This is a genomic window from Candidatus Sodalis endolongispinus, from assembly GCF_018777395.1.
Lineage (GTDB): Bacteria > Pseudomonadota > Gammaproteobacteria > Enterobacterales > Enterobacteriaceae > Sodalis_B > Sodalis_B endolongispinus.
Genome location: NZ_JAFJYC010000001.1, coordinates 2,466,797 through 2,486,749 on the forward strand (window position 1 = coordinate 2,466,797; position 19,953 = coordinate 2,486,749).

General features: G+C 53.4%; 17 protein-coding genes, 7 pseudogenes and 1 riboswitch. Of the genes and pseudogenes, 14 read left to right on the forward strand and 10 right to left on the reverse strand.

Going from position 1 to position 19,953, the window contains the following annotated elements; all coding sequences use genetic code 11:
* Positions 1-6 precede the first annotated feature (6 nt).
* A complete protein-coding gene (gene fliE, locus JZM24_RS11980) occupies positions 7-330 on the forward strand; it encodes a flagellar hook-basal body complex protein FliE (protein WP_215669781.1) in 324 nt (107 codons plus the stop codon).
* Between the two features lie 109 nt (positions 331-439).
* Here the strand turns inward: fliE and JZM24_RS20075 are convergent, their stop codons facing one another.
* The 6 genes from JZM24_RS20075 to JZM24_RS12005 form a co-directional block, all read right to left on the reverse strand.
* Positions 440-598, reverse strand: a complete 159-nt coding sequence (locus tag JZM24_RS20075; protein ID WP_512699072.1) for a hypothetical protein — start codon at positions 596-598, stop codon at positions 440-442.
* Between the two features lie 3 nt (positions 599-601).
* Positions 602-739, reverse strand: coding sequence for a hypothetical protein (locus JZM24_RS11985; protein ID WP_215669782.1), 138 nt, complete (start codon positions 737-739; stop codon positions 602-604).
* Positions 740-752: 13 nt separating this feature from the next.
* Positions 753-1,142 carry a flagellar export chaperone FliS gene (gene fliS, locus JZM24_RS11990; RefSeq protein WP_215669783.1) on the reverse strand — a complete coding sequence of 130 codons (390 nt, stop codon included), beginning with the start codon at positions 1,140-1,142 and terminating at the stop codon, positions 753-755.
* An 87-nt stretch (positions 1,143-1,229) separates the two neighbouring features.
* A complete protein-coding gene (gene fliD / locus JZM24_RS11995; RefSeq protein ID WP_215669784.1) occupies positions 1,230-2,024 on the reverse strand; it encodes a flagellar filament capping protein FliD in 795 nt (264 codons plus the stop codon).
* A gap of 30 nt (positions 2,025-2,054) precedes the next feature.
* Positions 2,055-2,684 (reverse strand): flagellar cap protein FliD N-terminal domain-containing protein, encoded by a 630-nt coding sequence (locus tag JZM24_RS12000; protein ID WP_215669785.1) that lies wholly within the window; start codon positions 2,682-2,684, stop codon positions 2,055-2,057.
* Positions 2,685-2,876: 192 nt separating this feature from the next.
* The gene (locus tag JZM24_RS12005; protein ID WP_215669786.1) at positions 2,877-3,044 is read right to left on the reverse strand and encodes a hypothetical protein; all 168 of its coding nucleotides are present in this window, start codon (positions 3,042-3,044) and stop codon (positions 2,877-2,879) included.
* 360 nt (positions 3,045-3,404) lie between these two features.
* On the opposite strand from JZM24_RS12005, the gene JZM24_RS12010 reads away from it, so the two are divergent.
* The 7 genes and pseudogenes from JZM24_RS12010 (at position 3,405) to dppF (ending at position 11,881) form a co-directional block, all read left to right on the forward strand.
* Entirely contained in the window at positions 3,405-4,670 is a 1,266-nt protein-coding gene (locus JZM24_RS12010; RefSeq protein ID WP_215669787.1) for a FliC/FljB family flagellin, read from the forward strand.
* Between the two features lie 154 nt (positions 4,671-4,824).
* A complete protein-coding gene (locus JZM24_RS12015; protein ID WP_215670150.1) occupies positions 4,825-5,550 on the forward strand; it encodes an RNA polymerase sigma factor FliA in 726 nt (241 codons plus the stop codon).
* A 590-nt stretch (positions 5,551-6,140) separates the two neighbouring features.
* Positions 6,141-7,749 (forward strand): annotated as a pseudogene (gene dppA, locus JZM24_RS12020) (dipeptide ABC transporter periplasmic-binding protein DppA).
* Between the two features lie 200 nt (positions 7,750-7,949).
* A complete protein-coding gene (dppB, locus tag JZM24_RS12025) occupies positions 7,950-8,969 on the forward strand; it encodes a dipeptide ABC transporter permease DppB (RefSeq protein ID WP_215669788.1) in 1,020 nt (339 codons plus the stop codon).
* An 11-nt stretch (positions 8,970-8,980) separates the two neighbouring features.
* The gene (dppC, locus tag JZM24_RS12030) at positions 8,981-9,886 is read left to right on the forward strand and encodes a dipeptide ABC transporter permease DppC (protein ID WP_215669789.1); all 906 of its coding nucleotides are present in this window, start codon (positions 8,981-8,983) and stop codon (positions 9,884-9,886) included.
* Between the two features lie 10 nt (positions 9,887-9,896).
* Positions 9,897-10,877 (forward strand): dipeptide ABC transporter ATP-binding protein, encoded by a 981-nt coding sequence (dppD, locus tag JZM24_RS12035; RefSeq protein WP_215669790.1) that lies wholly within the window; start codon positions 9,897-9,899, stop codon positions 10,875-10,877.
* A pseudogene (dppF, locus tag JZM24_RS12040) lies at positions 10,874-11,881 on the forward strand (dipeptide ABC transporter ATP-binding subunit DppF). The gene dppD and the pseudogene dppF overlap by 4 nt, the downstream one beginning before the upstream one ends.
* Positions 11,882-12,281: 400 nt before the next feature.
* On the opposite strand, the gene JZM24_RS12045 reads toward dppF, so the two are convergent.
* Complete coding sequence (locus JZM24_RS12045) at positions 12,282-12,566, reverse strand: helix-turn-helix transcriptional regulator (RefSeq protein ID WP_215669791.1); 285 nt, start codon at positions 12,564-12,566, stop codon at positions 12,282-12,284.
* A 41-nt stretch (positions 12,567-12,607) separates the two neighbouring features.
* Positions 12,608-12,994, reverse strand: a complete 387-nt coding sequence (locus JZM24_RS12050) for a PAS domain-containing protein (RefSeq protein WP_215669792.1) — start codon at positions 12,992-12,994, stop codon at positions 12,608-12,610.
* 260 nt (positions 12,995-13,254) lie between these two features.
* Here JZM24_RS12050 and JZM24_RS12055 point away from each other — a divergent pair.
* The 3 pseudogenes from JZM24_RS12055 (at position 13,255) to JZM24_RS12065 (ending at position 15,243) form a co-directional block, all read left to right on the forward strand.
* Positions 13,255-14,097: pseudogene (locus tag JZM24_RS12055) on the forward strand (integrase core domain-containing protein).
* Between the two features lie 33 nt (positions 14,098-14,130).
* Positions 14,131-14,997: pseudogene (locus JZM24_RS12060) on the forward strand (YeeE/YedE thiosulfate transporter family protein); the annotation flags it as partial.
* A 21-nt stretch (positions 14,998-15,018) separates the two neighbouring features.
* A pseudogene (locus JZM24_RS12065) lies at positions 15,019-15,243 on the forward strand (sulfurtransferase TusA family protein).
* Positions 15,244-15,264: 21 nt separating this feature from the next.
* Here JZM24_RS12065 and JZM24_RS12070 read toward each other — a convergent pair.
* Entirely contained in the window at positions 15,265-15,750 is a 486-nt protein-coding gene (locus JZM24_RS12070; protein WP_220098846.1) for a GNAT family N-acetyltransferase, read from the reverse strand.
* A gap of 273 nt (positions 15,751-16,023) precedes the next feature.
* Between JZM24_RS12070 and JZM24_RS12075 the strand changes: the two genes are divergently transcribed.
* The 3 genes and pseudogenes from JZM24_RS12075 to thiD all read left to right on the forward strand — a co-directional run bounded on the left by JZM24_RS12075 (position 16,024) and on the right by thiD (position 18,957).
* Complete coding sequence (locus JZM24_RS12075) at positions 16,024-16,746, forward strand: helix-turn-helix transcriptional regulator (protein WP_215669793.1); 723 nt, start codon at positions 16,024-16,026, stop codon at positions 16,744-16,746.
* 476 nt (positions 16,747-17,222) lie between these two features.
* A riboswitch (TPP riboswitch) is annotated at positions 17,223-17,323 on the forward strand.
* 45 nt (positions 17,324-17,368) lie between these two features.
* A pseudogene (gene thiM / locus JZM24_RS12080) lies at positions 17,369-18,157 on the forward strand (hydroxyethylthiazole kinase).
* Positions 18,154-18,957 (forward strand): annotated as a pseudogene (thiD, locus tag JZM24_RS12085) (bifunctional hydroxymethylpyrimidine kinase/phosphomethylpyrimidine kinase). Before thiM ends, thiD begins: the two co-directional pseudogenes overlap by 4 nt.
* Here the strand turns inward: thiD and JZM24_RS12090 are convergent.
* The gene (locus tag JZM24_RS12090) at positions 18,904-19,818 is read right to left on the reverse strand and encodes a hypothetical protein (protein WP_215669794.1); all 915 of its coding nucleotides are present in this window, start codon (positions 19,816-19,818) and stop codon (positions 18,904-18,906) included. The pseudogene thiD and the gene JZM24_RS12090 sit on opposite strands and share 54 nt — an antisense overlap.
* Positions 19,819-19,953 lie beyond the last annotated feature (135 nt).

Here is a 19,953-nt window from a genome sequence, read left to right on the forward strand (position 1 = left end):
GGTTATATGACAACCCAGGCCATCAATTCCGTTTTGGCCATGATGAACATAACGGCTGAACAAGCGGCAGGAACGACAATGACGCTCTCCACGCCGGCCACCGCCGGTGCCGGTTTTATGAGTGAATTGAATAGCAGTATTAAACAGATTAACGGCATGCAAATAGAGGCCAGGCGCAAGGCAGAGAAATTTGAATTAGGCGTACCCGGGATCGCTATGAATGATGTCATGGTCGACATGCAAAAAGCGTCGCTGGCGCTGCATATGGGGATTCAGGTCAATAACAAGTTAGTTAATGCGTATCAGGAAGTGATGAACATGGCGGTATAGCTGCTAACCTTCGACGTCCCGTCCCGCTAACGCCAGGGGCGGGACGCGGCGCCGTGAAAGGCCGTAATCAGGATTGCAAAAGCTGTCTATGATAAGCGTTGTTACCCTGTTAATTACGGCGTAATTGGCCCATATCCTGTTCTAGGATTACTGATTGTGCGCCGATTAGCGCACGGATTTCCTTTTCATTTTTAAGCAATTGTTCAATGTCATTCATTCTCCCTTCTTCTTCATAGGTCGTCATGCCGGCAGATTGAATATGTTCTATTGACTACCGCAAAGTATTAACATAGCGATTATTTAGTGCAGCCACGCTGTCCCAGTCTTTGAGACGTGCCTTTGCAATTATCTGATAAGATAATTGCAAAGGCAGGGAGAACGGATGCTCTGTTTGGGAAATAGTTTGCATTATATTATCCTTTCTATCGTGCTGGCGTAATTTCTTTCCAGGCGCTGGAGATGTTTTTCAGCAATGCATCAACATGTTTTATCGCTTCTGGATCATTATGCAAATTAGCCTGCAGCAGGGTACGGATCATATAGCGGTATAAACTTGCCAGATCTTCCGTCAGGGTTTTGCCCTTCTCGTAATCCAGCGAAGCCAGCAAGCCGCCTTCGATGATGGCGATAGCGCGGGAAATTTCCTCGCCGCGCCGGGCAATATTGCCGCGCGCCATCCAGATACCCGCCCGGGCCAGCGCGCCATGGGCGCCGTCAAACAACATAACGATTAGCTGGTGTGGGGTGGCTCCGGCGATACCGGTTTGCAAACTGATTTTTTGGTAGGCGTTGATGCCCTGATCCACAGACATCGCTTTTTCTCCCGAGTGGCGACATAAGGTTATAAGGCGGTGGGGTCACCGGCAGGATAACGGGCGAGCCGGCGACTGAATTAATTTTTACTTAAAGTCTGTATCGCGGAGAAGAGGCCCCTGGAGGGATTGTAATTTCGCTATAGCGACCTCCATCTGTTGATATTGTTTCTGAAAAGCCCGCATTCTTGCCTCAATGGTCGCCTCAGTGCGTTCCAACTGCTTTTTGGCTTCTTTCTTATCTTTTTCGAGCTTTTCGGTCTCGTCTTTGATGATATTGCCTTTGCCGTCGCTACCGACATACCCTTTAATATGGTCGGACATGACGCCCGCCAGGCCGGGTCTTTCTTCAGTACCCAGAAACAGCCGTTGTACCTCCTCGGGATTGGTATGGATTTTATTCTTCAGCTTGGTGCTATCCAGTTCGAGCTTGCCGGTCTTGGCATCCACCTTAATGCCCAGATCGGCGATAGACGAAACGTCGTCATTGCCATAGTTACTCCCGGCATCGCGGCGCAATAGGGCCTGCAGGCCGGTCAACAAACTTTCACCGGCCAAGGGACCGTTAGTCGCGTTGGGCAGCGCAACGGTATCGGTCTTCAAATTTGAATAGTTGGCGGTAGTAAATTTACTTAAGGTGGCGGACTGGGTAATAAAGTCGTTGAACGCAGTGACAAATTCCTCTACCGCTTTTTGCACCGCGCTTTCGTCTGGACTTAGGGTCAGCGCATCAGATTCATTGTCTTTGGATGTTTGCTTCAGCGTCAGGGTGACGCCGGTCAGGATATCATTGATGGTGTTACTTGAACTGGTGTATTTATTTCCGTCCACCCAGATTATGGCATCGGTTGCCGCCAGATCCTGCTTTATTTTCTCAGACACTTCCCCGCTGTCGGTCGAATCACCCGGTTCTTACGAGGGTGTGGTGTAATTCATTATGTCGGCCAGGGTGGTATCGCCTTCGACGGAGAGGGACATTTCGCCCGCAGAGCCAGAATCCTGCGCCCGCAAAATCAAACGCTGCGTACCCTCATTGTCCACACTTTTCACTTCAGCGCGGATACCGGCATTTTTGTCGTTGATGGCTTTGGCAATGCCGGCCAGACTGGTTTCCTCCTGCGCGAGAGAAATAACGGTTTCCTTTATCTGGCCGTTTTCACCCTTCTGACTGATTTTCAAGGTACGGGTTGCTGCGCTATTGCCCAATGGCGTATCGATGCCTTTTCCCGTCATTAATGACAGGGTGTGATTTTGCGCCAACTGATTAACCCGGATATTATGGGCTCCCGCCAGCGCGCCGCTGCTGGCGCTAGCGCTAAACGCCTTGTTCTCGCTCATTTTCATGGCGTAAAAGGCGTCATTTTTCAGGGCGTTGCTTTTCTCCAGCAGGGTTTGCAGGCTTGAGCGGATTTTACCCCAGGCGCTGATTTTACTTTCGATGTTTTTTTGCCGTAATTGATAGGGTTGCAGCAACAAAGTATTCTTTTTGGCCTGCATCTCCATGAGCGAATCGCTTATGCCTGTTACTGATATACCACCCATGCTTACTCTCCCGTTATTCATCCAGTGGATTGTATGCATTGCTATCGGCCGCGAAGAAGAAAAGTTTAATTGACCCGGGAGGAGGAAGATAGGGAAATAACAGCCCTTCGGCAACGCGTGCGATGAAACAAGGGAGGCACGCGCAAATGATAAGGAGACACAAGTCTATCCTATATCACAATAATACCTTCTTCATGACCGCGAAAAACTATCCTGACCAACCACGCTGCCAGGGATATCGCGGTTATGCGTCTGTCGTCCGGCTATAGCATTGATAGCGTCAACAAAAATGCAGCCAATTTCGTCATCGCCAACCGTTTCGTTGAATGACGGATGAACGGCATAGACGTTCTCAGTCATTCATTTACCGCAAGCGGGTAAAGCGGCACTGGCAGGTTAATCCAGTGCCATCAGGATGATAAACATGTGAAATGCCAGCGTGCATCCAGGCGCTTATATCAGGTGACAAGGGTGAGACTCATCTTGTGTGTACAACGATTGTGCAGACTGGCACTTAATTATCATTGTTATTTTTTTTGAGTAGTGTTTGTGGCTAATCAAATTCATTAGGTCAGTGTTTTTTCAGCACCTTAATACATAGTAGTCGGATAATTTTAAAGCTTTGGTTTTCGGCGCCGATATCAGTTAGGCCAGCAGTAATGCTAATGCTTTTAATGTCACAACCTTATCCACAGCTACAACAAAGTAAAGGAAACTGCTATGTCCCAGGTCATTAACACAAATATCCTTTCCATCACCGCGCAGAATAATCTTAATAAGTCGCAGAACTCGTTAAGTACCGCCATTCAGCGGCTGTCGTCCGGGCTGCGTATTAACAGCGCCAAGGATGATGCCGCCGGTCAGGCTATCAGCAACCGTTTTACCTCGCTGATTAACGGCTTAACCCAGGTGTCACGTAATGCCAATGACGGTATTGCCGTGGCGCAGACCGCGGAAGGCGCCATCAACGAAGTGAATGAAAACCTGCAGGCGATTCGCCGCCTGACGGTGCAGGTAAAATCCACCGCTTCAATTTCCGACGCCGATAAAAAATCCATTCAGGATGAAATCGGTAAGCGTTTGGAGGAAATTGACCGTATCGCCGAACAAACGGAATTCAACGGTATAAGAATATTAAGTGAAGATCAGAAACTGGCTATTCAAGTTGGTGCCAATGATGGCCAGACCATTGATATTGATCTGTTTGATATGGGTATCGACAAGCTGGGTATGAAGGATTTTAACGTTAATGACGCCGCCGCCATTCCCGGGAAAATAGGTGCTGAGATAACGTCCGTTAAAAATGATGTAGATGCCACAATAATCGGCGATAAAGATAGCAAAACTGATGGAAAACTATATCAAGCTAATGGTAATTTTTATACCAAAGATAAGGATGAAGAAAAATATTATGAAGTGTCACGCGTATCCGATGATAAGGCTGAATTCAAGGTCTATACAACTACAAACCCAGTTGAGGTAAAGGGTGCACAGAAGATTGAGAAAGTTTCTGTTACTCTTGAGTTAACTAATTTAAAAGAGGGTGAGAAGCTATATAACTATATTGACGAAAAAGGTAACTCATCTTACTTAATCAAGAGCCAGGATGAAGAGGGTAAAGACGTTTATCACAACGCGACATTAGCTGCTGCAACTGGCGAAGTGACTAAAGGGGATCTCATTCCATCTACGGGCGAAGAAAAGCCAGCCACAGCCGATCCTTTGAAAACCATTGACAAAGCCATTGCCATCGTCGATAACGCCCGTGGCGCCCTGGGCGCGACCCAGAACCGCCTGGGTTCGGTTATCAACAGCCTGAGCACCACCGTGGCCAACCTGAGCCAGTCGCGCTCTAATACCGAGGATGCGGACTTCGCCACCGAAGTCTCCAACATGAACCGCGCCAACATCCTGCAGCAGGCGGGTACTGCGGTTCTGGCGCAGGCCAATGCGGTACCGCAGGGTATCCTGAAGCTGCTAAGCTAATCGTCACATCCTCTGTTTATGCCAACCCCGGCTTGCCGTGGTTTTTTACGTTTATTCACGACAAATAACCGCATTTTCACCCTATTTTGCCGCCTTTATCCGCCGTCGCGCGCCTGATAATGACAATTCACCGACCGGCCCGCGCGATGACATTGTGGACGTCATATACAACCATCAGGGAAGTCTGGCCGACGATCGCGGCCTATGGCAGCAGTACGCGCCCATCATCCGCCACGAGGCGCTTCGATTGCAGGTCCGCCTGCCGGCGAGCGTCGAGCTTGAAGATCTCATTCAGGCGGGGATGATAGGTTTGCTGGCGGCGATCGACAGCTTCGATGCCGCGCAGGGCGCCAGCTTCACCACTTACGCCCGCTCGCGCATCCGCTGGGGCATGCTGGACGAATTGCGCGAACGGGATTGGGTGCCGCGCAGCGTGCGGCGTAATGCGCGCGAAATTGCGGCGGCCATCCAGCGGCTGGAGCAGCGGCTGGGCGCCAGCGCCAGCGAGCAGCAAATTGCCGACGAACTTGGCGTGTCTTTGACGGCATATCAGACCATGTTGCATGAAACCAACTGCAGCCAGTTGTTCTCGCTAGATGAACTTATGGCGCAAGAAGCACAGGGCACCGGCCCGGCGCTCCCCGCCGACACGGGGCAAGATCCCTTTAAGCTGTTGATGGCCGGCGGCCTGCGCAAGCGGGTGAAGGACGAAATAGGCCGCCTCCCAGAACGCGAACAGCTGTTGCTTAACCTTTACTACCAGCAAGAGCTGAACCTTAAGGAAATCGGTGAAGTTTTGGGCGTGGGCGAATCAAGGGTAAGCCAATTACACAGTCTGGCGATAAAACGGTTGCGCGCGCGGCTGCAAGAGAACGCCTGACTAGGGTTAATCTGAATAAGGACAGCGGCGGGGCGCATCACTATTCTTTACATGACATATAGCGTAAGGTGAAAAGCGCTTAACGTGCGTTGAACGGTTATCCGCCCTAGGGTCTGGCAGCATTTTACCCTGCTCAACGGGCGAAAATGCCACATTACCGTTCATATATTCGCCATTCGGAAAGAAAGTTTTTTAGAATTTTAACAGTATAACCTACCATTAAAATCTTATTATACAGTGTAAAGATGCACTATAGTCTTTTCTCGCCTGCCGATTGTGCTTAATTTGCGCTCCAGCACCTCACTTTTATGTTCGTTTGCCGCCTCTCGAAAAACATGTAAATCCCCACGGGTTATATTGACGTCTTGGCAAACTGTTGCCAAATTGGGAGCCTCGGAAGTCAGGGAGGCAAAGGATTGTTTGAATGTTTTTACGCATTCAACCCGCCGGTTAGTGCTTTTCCAACGGCAATCCGGTTTGTCTCCTCCCATTTCCTATTAATTCCGCAGGGCATACTGCACAGACCGCAGTCCCATAAAAAAACAGCGTCTGGCCGTGCAACACACAACATCACATATTGGAGCAGAATAATGACAATTTCCTTGACGAAATCAGGGATCCTCAAAGTCGGTATCAGCCTGGCGGCGTTAGCCGTGGCGGCCAGTGTGCAAGCGAAAACTTTGGTGTATTGTTCCGAGGGTTCACCGGAAGGGTTCAACCCGCAGCTGTTCACCTCCGGGACCACCTTCGATGCCAGTTCGGTGCCGATTTACAACCGCCTGGTTGAGTTCAAGCTCGGCACGACGGAAGTCACTCCCAGCCTGGCGGAGAAATGGGATGTGAGCGACGACGGCAAAGTTTATACCTTCCATTTGCGCCACGGCGTCAAATGGCAAGACAGCAAAGATTTCAAACCAAGCCGTGATTTTAACGCCGACGATGTCATCTTCTCATTTACCCGCCAAAAAGACTCCAATGCGCCTTATCACAAAGTCTCCGGCGGAAGCTACGAGTACTTTGACGGCATGGGTATGGGTGATCTGATCGCCAATATCGAGAAGGTCGACGACTACACTGTCAGCTTCACGCTGACCCGCGAGGAAGCGCCGTTTGTCGCCGATCTGGCCATGGACTTCGCCTCCATCCTGTCGGCAGAATATGCCGATAAGATGATGAAAGACGGCACGCCCGAGACGCTGGATTTGAACCAGATCGGCACCGGTCCGTTCCAATTGCCGCAGTATCAGAAAGATTCTCGCATTCTGTATAAAGCCTTCCCCGGCTATTGGGGCACCAAGCCAAAAATTGATCGGTTGGTGTTCTCGATTACACCCGACGCCTCCGTGCGCTATGCCAAAATGCAGAAAAACGAATGTCAGGTGATGCCGTATCCCAATCCGGCCGATATCGCCCGCATGAAGCAGGACAGCACCATCAATTTGATGGAACAGCCCGGGTTGAACGTGGGCTACCTGGCCTATAACGTCGAGAAGAAACCGCTGGATAATGTCAAAGTGCGTCAGGCGTTAACCCTGGCGGTGAATAAAAAAGCCATCATCGACGCCGTTTATCAGGGTGCCGGTCAGGCCGCCAAGAATCTGATCCCGCCGACGATGTGGAGTTACAACGACGCGGTGCAGGATTATCCTTACGATCCCGCCAAGGCGAAAGAGCTGCTGAAAGAAGCGGGTATGGCGGACGGTTTCTCCATCGATTTGTGGGCAATGCCGGTACAGCGCCCTTATAACCCCAACGCGCGCCGTATGGCCGAACTGATCCAGGCCGATTGGGCCAAAATCGGCGTGAAGGCCGACATCGTGACCTACGAATGGGGCGAATACCTCAAACGCGCCAAAGCCGGCGAACACCAGACCGTGATGATGGGCTGGACCGGCGACAATGGGGAACCCGGACAACTTCTTCTCGACGCTGTTCAGCTGTGACGCGGCCAAACAAGGCTCTAACTACTCTAAATGGTGCTCCAAGCTGTTTGAAGATTTGATTCAGCCGGCGCGCAGCGAGTCTGATCACGCCAAGCGTATCGATCTGTACAAACAGGCTCAGGTGGTGATGCACGACGAAGCGCCGGCGCTGATTATCGCCCACTCGACGGTGTATGAGCCGGTGCGTAAAGAGGTGAAGGGCTATGTGGTTGACCCGCTTGGCAAACACCATTTCGATAACGTTTCTTTAGACTGATGATCTACTAACCCCCCTTTATCCCTGCAGGGAGCTTCCGCCAGCCAGGCGGAAGCGGGAGTATTCCCCGGTGCCGCACCGGGGAACGGCCGCGCGCCAGCGGGGCCATGGGGGGAAATCCTGAAGACATGAGCGTTAATTACCCGGACGTTATCCACTGCGTCCGGGTCAATTTTTTACAGATACAGAGATTACGGAATATGTTGCAGTTCATACTCCGACGTTTGGGTCTGGTTGTCCCGACGTTTATTGGTATTACCTTGCTGACCTTCGCCTTCGTGCATCTGATCCCCGGGGATCCGGTGCTGATCATGGCCGGCGAGCGCGGTATTTCCCCGGAGCGTCACGCGGAGCTGATGGCGCAGATGTGGTTGGATAAGCCGCTGTTTCAGCAATACTTTCACTATATCGCCGGAGTGCTGCAGGGCGATCTGGGCACCTCGCTGAAAAGCCGTCTTCCCGTGTGGCAAGAATTTGTCCCGCGTTTCCAAGCGACCCTGGAGCTGGGTGTTTGCGCCATGATTTTCGCGGTGCTGGTGGGCATTCCCGTAGGGGTGCTGGCAGCGGTGAAGCGCGGCTCGATTTTCGATCATACCGCGGTGGGCATTTCATTAACCGGCTACTCCATGCCCATTTTTTGGTGGGGCATGATGCTTATCATGTTGGTTTCGGTGCATCTGAACCTCACGCCGGTGTCCGGTAGGGTGGGGGATACACTGTTTCTCGACGACAGCCAGCCCCTGACCGGTTTCATGCTGATAGACACCCTGATTTGGGGCGAGCCGGGCGATTTTAAAGACGCCGTCATGCATATCATCCTGCCGGCCATCGTGCTGGGCACCATTCCGCTGGCGGTCATCGTGCGTATGACCCGCTCGGCGATGCTGGAGGTACTGAGCGAAGATTATATCCGTACCGTGCGCGCCAAAGGGCTGAGCCGTCTGCGGGTGATTGTCGTCCATGCGCTGCGTAACGCGCTGCTGTCGGTTGTGACGGTTATCGGCCTGCAGGTGGGAACACTGCTGGCGGGAGCCATTCTGACCGAAACCATTTTTTCCTGGCCGGGCATTGGCCGCTGGTTGATTGAGGCGCTGCAGCGCCGCGATTATCCGGTGGTGCAGGGTGGCGTATTGCTGGTGGCGACGTTGATCATTTTGGTCAATCTGCTGGTCGACCTTCTGTACGGGGTAGTAAACCCGCGCATCCGGCATAAAAAATAAAGGAACGGAAAATGACTCAAGTAACTGAGCCGGTGACGCTGACCGACGCGCCGAAGCCGATGACCCCGCTGCAGGAGTTTTGGCACTATTTCAAACGCAACAAAGGCGCGGTCATTGGACTGGCCTATATTTTGCTGATGTTTATCGTGGCCGCCGGCGCCGGCGTACCGGCACCACACGGTCCGGCGGAACAGTTTCGCGATGCGCTGCTGCGGCCCCCGGTCTGGATGGAAGGCGGCAGCTGGCAGTTTATGCTCGGCACCGATGATGTCGGTCGCGATATTCTCAGCCGCCTGATGTACGGCGCCCGCCTGTCGCTGCTGGTGGGATGTCTGGTGGTCGCGCTGTCGCTGCTGCTGGGGGTGATCTTTGGCCTGCTTGCTGGTTACCTGGGCGGTATAGTGGATACCATCATCATGCGCGTCGTGGATATCATGCTGGCGCTGCCGAGCCTGCTACTGGCCCTGGTGCTGGTGGCGATTTTTGGCCCGTCTATCGTTAACGCCTCGCTGGCGCTCACCTTTGTCGCTCTGCCGCACTATGTGCGTTTGACCCGCGCCTCGGTGCTGGGAGAAGTCAACCGCGATTACGTCACCGCTTCGCGGGTGGCCGGTGCCGGCACGCTGCGGCAGATGTTCGTTAACATTCTGCCTAATTGCCTGGCGCCGCTTATCGTGCAGGCCTCGTTGGGGTTTTCCAATGCCATTCTGGATATGGCGGCGCTCGGCTTCCTGGGCGTGGGGGCGCAACCGCCGACGCCAGAATGGGGCACGATGCTGGCGGACGTGTTGCAATTCGCCCAGAGTGCCTGGTGGGTAGTGGCGTTCCCGGGCTTCGTCATTCTGCTCACCGTGTTGGCGTTCAATTTAATGGGGGACGGCCTGCGTGACGCCCTCGACCCCAAACTCAAGCAGTAATGAGGATGCAATGGCGTTATTAACCATAGACAAACTTTCGGTCCATTTCGGCGATGAGGGCACCCCGTTCCGCGCCGTAGACCAAATCAGCTACCAGGTGGAACAAGGCCAGGTGCTAGGCATCGTCGGCGAATCCGGCTCAGGTAAATCGGTCAGTTCGCTGGCCCTGATGGGATTAATTGATTATCTCGGCAAAGTGATGGCCGACAATCTGGTGTTCAACGGCCGCGATTTAAAGAAAATCTCCGACAACGAGCGCCGCCAGCTTATCGGCGCCGATATGGCGATGATTTTCCAGGATCCGATGACCAGTTTGAATCCCTGCTACACCGTGGGTTTCCAAATCATGGAAGCCATAAAGGTGCACCAGGGCGGCAACCGCAGGACCCGGCGCCAGCGCGCCATCGATCTGCTGACGCTGGTAGGGATCCCCGATCCGGCCTCCCGGTTGGATGTGTATCCGCATCAGCTATCCGGAGGTATGAGCCAGCGCGTGATGATAGCCATGGCCATTGCCTGCCGGCCCAAGCTGCTGATTGCCGATGAGCCTACCACCGCGCTGGATGTGACCATTCAAGCGCAGATAATCGAGCTGTTGCTCGACCTGCAGCAGCGCGAGAATATGGCATTGGTGCTTATTACCCACGATTTGGCGCTGGTGGCGAAAGCTGCGCACCATATCATCGTGATGTATGCCGGCCAGGTGGTAGAAACCGGCAAGGCGACGGAAATATTTCGCGCGCCGCGTCATCCCTACACTCAGGCGCTGCTGCGCGCCCTGCCGGAGTTTGCCGCCGATAAGGCGCGTCTGGCGTCGCTGCCGGGCACCGTACCGGGCAAATATGACCGTCCGTCGGACTGTCTGCTTAACCCGCGCTGTCCCTATGCCACCGACCATTGTCGCCAGTTGGAGCCGGCGCTGCGCACGCTGCCGGACCGCCAGTCCAAATGCCACTATCCGCTGGATGATGCCGGGAGGCCCACCCGATGAGCGAGATCATTATCGATAACCGATCCACTTCGCTGCTGCATGCCGTGGATCTGAAAAAATATTATCCGGTGAAGAAAGGATTGTTCTCCGAAGAGAAGTGGGTCAAAGCGCTCGATGGCGTCTCTTTCACTTTGGAGCGGGGTAAAACCCTGGCGGTGGTCGGCGAGTCGGGCTGCGGTAAATAGACCCTCGGGCGATTGCTGACCATGATCGAAACGCTGAGCGGCGGCGAGCTGTATTACCTCGGGCAGGATCTGCTCAAGCCCGACCGTACCGCCGAGCACCTGCGCCGTCAGAAGATCCAGATCGTGTTCCAGAACCCCTATGGATCGCTGAATCCGCGTAAATAAGGTGGGCCAGATTCTGGAGGAGCCGCTGCAGATCAATACCGATCTCAGCCGGGCGGAGCGTCGGGAAAAAGCGCTGGCGATGATGGCCAAAGTCGGGTTGAAAACCGAACACTATGACCGTTATCCCCATATGTTTTCCGGCGGGCAGCGGCAGCGTATCGCCATTGCCCGTTGCCTGATGCTGGACCCGGATGTGGTCATCGCCGACGAACCGGTGTCCGCGCTGGATGTCTCGGTGCGCAGGTCTTGAATCTGATGATGGATTTGCAGCAGGAGATGGGCCTGTCGTGTGTGTTCATCTCGCACGATCTGTCGGTGGTATAGCACATTGCCGACGATGTGATGGTGATGTATTTGGGGCGCTGCGTTGAGAAGGGCAGTAAAGAGGCAATCTTTAACAATCCGCGTCATCCTTATACGCAGGCGCTGTTGTCCGCAACTCCGCGCCTCAATCCCGATCTGCGCCGCGAGTGGATAAAGCTGACCGGCGAGCTGCCTAGCCCGTTAAACCCGCCGCCGGGCTGTGCGTTTAATGCGCGTTGCCGGCTTCGTTTCGGCTCCTGCACCGTGCTACAGCCGCAGCTGAAAGGCTACGGCGAACAGCTGGTGGTATGCTTTGCTGTCGATCAGGATGAAGCGCAGTCAGGCCATTAACCTAGGCTCAGGGGGCGCTACCCCCTGATCTGTATCCGTACTCGCCAGCACCTTATATGCTCCCTGCTTTGTTACGAGCCCTCCAGCCGGTTACAAGAGGAGGGAGGATTGTTGTGGCTGGGTAAGCTCGACAGCTACGACATAGTTAGCGTGGCCCTTCATCAACCGATTTTGCTCTACCTAGCCGGCAAAACCACTGCACGCAGCCGCAGCCGAACCTTTGTTTCCAATTAATGCGGACAAATCGCAACCAGAAGAGGGGGAAACCGTCACCGCCTTCCCGATACTGAACGCTATCTGTTAAGCCTCTGGCAGTATTAGCCAGGCTGGCCGGCAGATATCATATTGACATGCAGATAACACGTTAAAGCATAGGGGTGATTAATTCATCAGCCTATTACTAGTCAATTAATTGTACGCCTTTGCGTATAAAATCTAAGGGGATATATTTATCAAGCCCCGTGTGCTTGCAGTACTCAATAAGCTGAATCAAGCTATGAACACCGTCCTTGTTGTAGATATTCATGAGATGGATTTCAACAGTTTTATAAGAGATATTGAGTCTTTTGGCGATTTCTTTTGCGCTAAGTCTCTGTTGAACCCAAAAAATAACTTCGAGCTCTCTTTTGGTGAACAGATCGTTATCTGCATCAATTTGAATCGTTTTTCTATTAAGTCGATTCATGTAGTATAACAATTCCGGCACTTCAAGACGTCTTCCATGACTCACAATGCCGATTTGAGCTTGTTTTCATCATCATAAAGCGGCGCTCTTTCGGTGTAATGTGGCACTAAAATACTGGTGTTGCCTATACCATAGTGATGAATTGCTATAGATATTATTTTTTTGTTTTCCTTGATAGCTTTTTGATCACTTTTAATAAATTCAGGCCAAAGTTCTTGACAGATGTCATTAGGAACGTCCTTATCTGATTTTCCTTCTGCATTAAATTTTTTCGGAAAGCGAAAGAAATCTGATGCCGATTCATTGACGAAAACATAGCGTGCCTCGCTATCCTTTATCAACCAATGATCTGAACTGTTTTTTATGAATGATATCAATGACTGCGGCGATTTTAGATATGATTTTAAATTATTTTTATGATTACACATGATATTTATCTCCTAATGTAAACTAAAAGAGAAAAGGTATTATTAGTGACACTAATAAAAAATATCTGGCAAGGTGATAAAATAAATTATCCCTGAATCTGCATGATGCAAGTGGTGTACCTATATATACGTGCAAGGCATACGGTCGGCTGAGCAACCGCTTGTAATCTGATTTATCCCCCTGAAACACCAGACAGTAGCTGTATCTCCAGATAAGAGATAGGCTTGAATATATGTCTAACACTAACGCCAATTTTGATATGACCGGGATCCTGTTAGGTCAAGAAGTCCGTAAACGTAAAACTCCTCAGGAAAAAATGGCCATTATTCAGCAGAGGATGGAGCCCGGCATGAATGTCTCCCATCTCGCACGACTGCACGGTATCCAGCCCAGCCTGCTGTTTAAGTGGAAAAGCAATATCAGGAAGGCAGCCTCACTGCCGGGGAGGACGTTGTTCCTGCCTCTGAGCTTGCAGCTGCATTGAAGCAGGTCCGGGAGCTCCAGCGCCTTCTGGGTAAGAAGACGATGGAGATTGAGATCCTAAAAGAAGCCGTGGAGTACGGCCAGTCACGAAAATGGATAGCGCACGCGCCCTTGTTGCCAAAGGCCGGGGAATAGCACAGGTCAGCCGCGCCATGAGCGTGTCGCGTGCGCCGCTGTCACTGCGGATTAAGCGTTCTGCCGACTGGCAGGACAGGCGCTGTAACCGGCGTAATGACGAAGCAGACGCTGAAATACTGTCGGACATCCTCGACATCATCAGCGATATGCCCAGCTACGGCTATCGGCGGGTGTGGGGAATCCTGCGTAAACAACGTCGCGCAGAGGGACTGCCGCCGGTAAATGCGAAACGACTTTACAGGATCATGTGTGAGCATAACCTGCTACAGCGGTGAGCAGCCCGCAGAGCAATGGCATGGCCGAACGGTTCGTGAAGACGATGAAGGAAGACTATATCGCGTTCATGCCAAAACCGGATGCGAGAACAGCCCTGCGAAACCTTGCAGCAGCGTTCACGCATTACAATGAAAACCATCCGCACAGCGCGCTGGGATATCACTCTCCGAGAGAATACCGGCGGCAGCGGGCTTCGTTAACTTAAGATACAAAAGCTGTACGGAGATGGCGGGGCAAGATCATCAGCTACGACGCCGGCGCTTTCCCCTGGTTGGGCACTATCGTCGGCGGTTATGTCTTTGGCATAGGGATCGTCATGGCCGGCGGCTGCGCGACGGTCACCTGGTATCGCGCCGGCGAAGGATTGATCGGTAGCTGGATTGCCCTGGCCGCCTACATGTTAACCAGCGCCGTGATGCGCTCCCCGCATCTGGCCGCGTTCAACCAGCAGATGACGACTTACAGTACTCCGCACAATGCGATAGATGCCACTTTTGGCCTGTCTCCCTGGCCGTTTGTCGCACTGTTGGTGCTGGTGACCCTTTGGCTGGCGCATAGGGAACTGAAAAAAACCAAGTTGACGGTCGCCGCTTTACCGGCGAAAAAAACCGGCCTGGCCCATTTGCTGTTTGAAAAACGCTGGCATCCGTTTGCCACCGCCGTTTTGATAGGCCTTATCGCCACGCTCGCCTGGCCGTTAAGCATCGCCTCCGGGCGCCACTTCGGCCTGGGCATTACCGCGCCGAGCGCCAATATTGTGCAGTATCTGGTCATGGGGGATGACAAATTCATCAATTGGGGCGTGTTTTTGGTGCTGGGAATCTTCTTTGGCGCGTTTATCGCCGCCAAGGGCAGCGGAGAATTCCGTCTGCGCGCCGCCGATGACGTCACCTCTGTCCGCAGCTTCGCCGGCGGCATCCTGATGGGTTTCGGCGCCACGACCGCCGGCGGTTGCTCCATTGGTAATGGTCTGGTAATGACCGCCATGCTGACCTGGCAAGTGTGGGTGGGGTTAGCCTTTATGATTCTCGGCGTATGGACAGCGTCATGGTATCTGTTCGTCCGCCCGCGGCGTCAGAAGACATTAGGCGCCGCATCAGTCTGATAACGGTAATGAGGAAACAAAATGATTAAAAAACTGGATGTCATCAGTCAGGTTTGTCCTTTCCCGCTTATCGAAGCACAGTCCGCTATGGCGGCATTGCGGACCGGCGATGAACTGGTTATAGACTTCGACTGCACACAGGCGACGGAAAGTCTGCCGCACCGGGCAGCGTAGCAGGGACATACCGTGACGGACTATCAGCAGGTCGGTGCCGCACAATGGAGCATCACGCTCAAAAAAGCGTAGGAAAGCGTTACTGACGCCGCATCAAGGGCGTCCAGAAGCGGTCTGCCGCCGCGAAGAAGCGGATGGCTGGCGGTGATGCATGAGATAGTATTCACCATTTTCCGCCAGGCCGGTGGTAATGACCCGCCAGCCGTTGTTCAGATAAAAGCGCAACGCGCGCTGATTTAGTATCAAGCATTTCAGCGCCATCGTGCCCCGGCATAAGGGATAGCAGACGTCTAGCAAGGCGGTGCCGACCTTTTGCCGCTGCCATTGTGGCGCTATAAACAGATTGTGCAAAAAGCGATCCTGCACCGAAAGCGAAGCAAAGCCGGCGATAGTTTGGTCGATTTCCGCCACCAGAATTTTTTCCCCTAACGTGACCGCGTCAAAATATTCCAACTGCCAATGGCGATCGTCCAGCCACAACCAATTCGCTTTGCGGGAGGCCAGAAACAGAGTGCGCAAGAAAGGGCGATCGGCTTCCTGATACTGTCTGACGGTAATTTCGCCGCTGTTCCTGTTCATTGCATGTCCTGCTGGCCGGGTGGCAATAGAGGGGATTCAGGGTTAACTATAGTACATGTTATTTATTGTTTAGGCTAATCAAAGCGCCGCGGCGAAGGGTATTATGCGTCGCGATACTACGATGGATAATTATAAACAACTCTGTTAGTGGTTGCTTCCATTGTGGCCTTCTTATACTATCCAATAATCATAAAGTAAAATAACTGCAGCGCCGGATTTCCATCACCGGTGCGATTATTCCGTTCATTCAAATAAATATAACAGGTAGAGATAATGGGTGACCCAAGCGATAAGGATTATATGCTATTCATCAACCAGATGAAGAAAAATATAAAACTTTATCTTTCACATATATTTAACGACTCCGATGTTTTCTCTTTTGCCTACTTCATGATGAATAAAGATGAAGGACACCCTGCCTTTATGATATCCGATTACCCGGCGGGCTGGCTAAATCAATATCGTAATTATGGTTATCAAAAAATTGACCCGGTAATGCTGATCGCCTGCCGTAAGTTTTCGCCTTTTAGCTGGCAAAATAATCCCAATATGCCAGATCAAAACTTTTATAAGATGTCGAGTGATTACGCGCTTGACAATGGTTATACTTTCACTCTGCACGATCCTGACAACAATCTGGCCACGCTGACGATAAGCCAGATGAAGCAACATGATGAATTATATGATATAATAGAAAGAGAGACAGATAAGTTTCAGATGCTGCTCATTACGACCCATGAAAAGGTTATCCGCTTTTTCGACGCCCGCAAGCAACAGGTTGGCGAGCCCGATCAAGAGACCTGTCGGCTTTCGCCGCGGGAAAAAGAGGTGTTGTTCTGGGCAAGCGTAGGTAAAACCTATAATGAAATCTCCATGATCCTGTCAATCCGCGAAGGAACAGTTAAATTTCATATTCGCAATATTATCAATAAACTTGGCGTGGCGAACGCGAAACATGCTATCAGTAGGGCAATGGAACTGAAATTGTTAAGTTAGCCGGCAAGAAATTTCCATCTCAAATCATCGGCGCCATTGGCGTCCTGATAATTAATCCATTGTATTTATTTAATCAGCGAAAAATAGGCTGCTGAGTGAGGTGCATATTCCATTAGTTCCCACAATAGTGATGAACTTTGCTCTATGGGCGGTCGGGCACCCTTGATGGCACCGGGAAAATAATCTTACTGTCCCGGTTTCGCGAAAACTATCATAAATAGATTAACGCGCCGGCCGGCCTTGGCGCATCGTTGGCTGTCTATGTCTATGCCCAACGGCCACACAGCACCACGGCCTGCCGCCTGAGGCGGCCGTGTACCGAGACGGTGGCGCGCGGCTTTTGGCGGGAGCACCGCAGTTCCATTGCTGAACATTTTTGTCAGACTCATAAGGGTAAACCGATTGTATTTTGTTTGGGCATTACGCTATCATGCCCAGAGGAATAAACAGACGCCAAGCAATAAAACGACTGATTTATCAATGACTCGGGGTGCCATGACCGCCAGGTGAAGGCTGAGAAATACCCGTATTACCTGAACTGGATCATACCAGCGTAGGGAAGTCACGGTATCCATTCACCCTCGGAACCGCCTTCTTGATCGCCGGTGGGAGAATGAGAGCCATGCAACCCTCCGAACTGCCGGGCGCGATTGCCGCCCATACCCTACAGCAGCTGCGCCAGCAGGCGCCGCTGGTCCACTGTCTCACCAACGACGTAGTGCAAACCCTCACCGCCAATACCTTGCTGGCATTGGGCGCCTCACCCGCGATGGTCGTGGAGCCGGAAGAGGCCGCGCAATTCAGCGCCATCGCCGATGCGATATTGGTCAATATTGGTACGTTATGCCAGCAGCGGGCGGCCGCGATGCTGGCGGCAATCGCGGCCGCCCGCGCGGTAGGCACCCCCTGGGTGCTGGATCCCGTCGGCGTCGGCGCGCTGCATTACCGTACCGATTTCGCCCGGCGTCTGCTGACCCTGCAGCCCGCGGCGGTGCGCGGCAACGCCTCGGAAATCCTAGCGCTGGCCGGTATTGCTCCTGCCGGCCGCGGCGTTGATATCGGCGATGATTCCCTGCAGGCGCTGCCCGCCGCTCGAGCTTTGGCGAAAGAGTGCGGTGCAATATGGCGGTAACCGGCACGCTGGATCTGATTACCGACGGCAACCGCACCCTGGCAGGTCGACTATGGTCATCCGCTGACGACGCGCGTGACCGGTACCGGTTGCGCCCTGTCGGCGGTGGTGGCGGCGTGTTGCGTCTTGCCTGGCGAGCGCCTGGATAACGTTGCCGGCGCCTGCCGGCTGATGGCGCGCGCCGGTCGTCTGACCGCCGCGTGGGCGGCAGGGCCGGGCAGCTCTTCCAGCGGCATGCTAGATGAGTTGTATCGTCTGTGCGCGGAGGATGTGCAATGAGTCAGATTTATCATACGTTATCCATCGCCGGCACCGATCCCAGCGGTGGGGCAGGCATTCAGGCCGATTTGAAAACCTTTTCGGCGCTTGGCGTTTATGGCACCACGGTGGTGACCTCGCTAGTGGCGCAGAACACCTGCGGCGTACAGTCGGTTTATCCTATCGACGCCGATTTCGTTGCGGCGCAAATGGAGTCCGTGCTTAGCGACGTGCGCATCGATAGCGCCAAAATTGGTATGCTTGGCCAGGCTGCGGTTATCCGCACGGTGGCGGCCAAGCTCAAGGAGCACGCTATACCCTGGCTGGTGCTGGATACGGTCATGGTCGCCAAGAGCGGCGATGCGCTGTTGGATGAGGATGCGGTGACCAGCCTGCGGGATATCCTGTTGCCCCTGGCGTCCATTATCACCCCCAACCTGCCCGAGGCGGCGGTTCTGCTCGGCTGCGCGCCTGCGGTCAATGAGCAGCAAATGCGCCAGCAAGGTCGCGCGCTGTTGGCGCTGGGCTGTCAGGCGGTGGTCATGAAAGGCGGCCATTTGGCCGGCGATGCAAGTCCAGACTGGCTGATATGCCCGGACTATGAGTTACGGTTTGAGGGCGCGCGGGTTGCGACCCGGCACACCCACGGCACCGGCTGCACGCTGTAAGCCGCCTTAGCCGCGCTGCGTCCGCGCCATGATGACTGGCCGCAAACACTGCGCGCGGCTAAAGCCTGGTTGCAGCATGCGCTGCTGCATGCCGATGATCTAAGCGTGGGGCAAGGTATCGGGCCGGTCCATCATTTCCATGAGTGGTGGTGACACGCCCTCAAGAATGCCGATGGCGTAGGTCAGCAGGTCGTGCGCTAACTGGAGATGGCGAGCATCGAAAGCGTTGAGCACGAAGCTGGTCTCGGCGCGCTGCGGCCGGAGGAGCAGCGCGGGGCGACGCTCCGCGCGGGCGGTATTGGCGGCCAGGGTGTAAATGTATCCCGGCTGGATCTGGTTTTGCGTATCGCGCCAGAGCAGCTGCAACGCTGGCGCCTCGCCCTGCCGGCGGCTGATGAAAACATTGCCCGCCCAGAAGCCGGTGAATTCCCCGTCTTGCTGCGGTCGTTTGTCGTCGAAACGGGGGGAGGCGACCCAGTGCGCGATGGCGTCGGCGCTGATGCCGTCCGCCAGCGTCCGCCACAGCGGCGTGTCGTTTTCCATCTGGTAACACGCCATACCGACATAATCATTCAGCGCTTGCCATTCCAGCTCCAGCCGCTGTTTCAGCGCTTTATCGGTCAGTTGGGAAAATTGCACCAGCGGGCTTTGCCGCTCGCCCAAAAGACCATAGGTAATTAGGGCCATAGTACGTGGCCTGCGGCGCAGCGACAGCCACAAGATAAATTTGGGGATACGGAAAGTAATCGACTGCACGCTCAGGCGCAACTCGCCCTCTTTGGTCAGCACCAGACCACTCGCTGTGCCGCGTTTGTCCTGATAACGGTGGATAATCACCACGCTGTGGGCGCCCATCCAGCCGGTGACATAATGCTCCCGTTCACTGGCATTGATACGCAGGTCGCTAACGATATGGTCAATGGTTTCGACGTTAAGCGTCGCCAGGGGGTGGGCCTCGGCCGCGCTGTAATAGAGCGACGGCGGCAAAACGGAGTCAGGCGTAAAGAGCGGCATAATAGCATCCTGAACTGAAAATATAGCATATAGCTTAACTCAGGTTGTTATACAGATTCCCCTTTGAACCGCCGAAAACTGTGATTATTGTGCGTAAGATCAAATCAGCGCCGCGCGGGCGCTTTTTAGCACGCA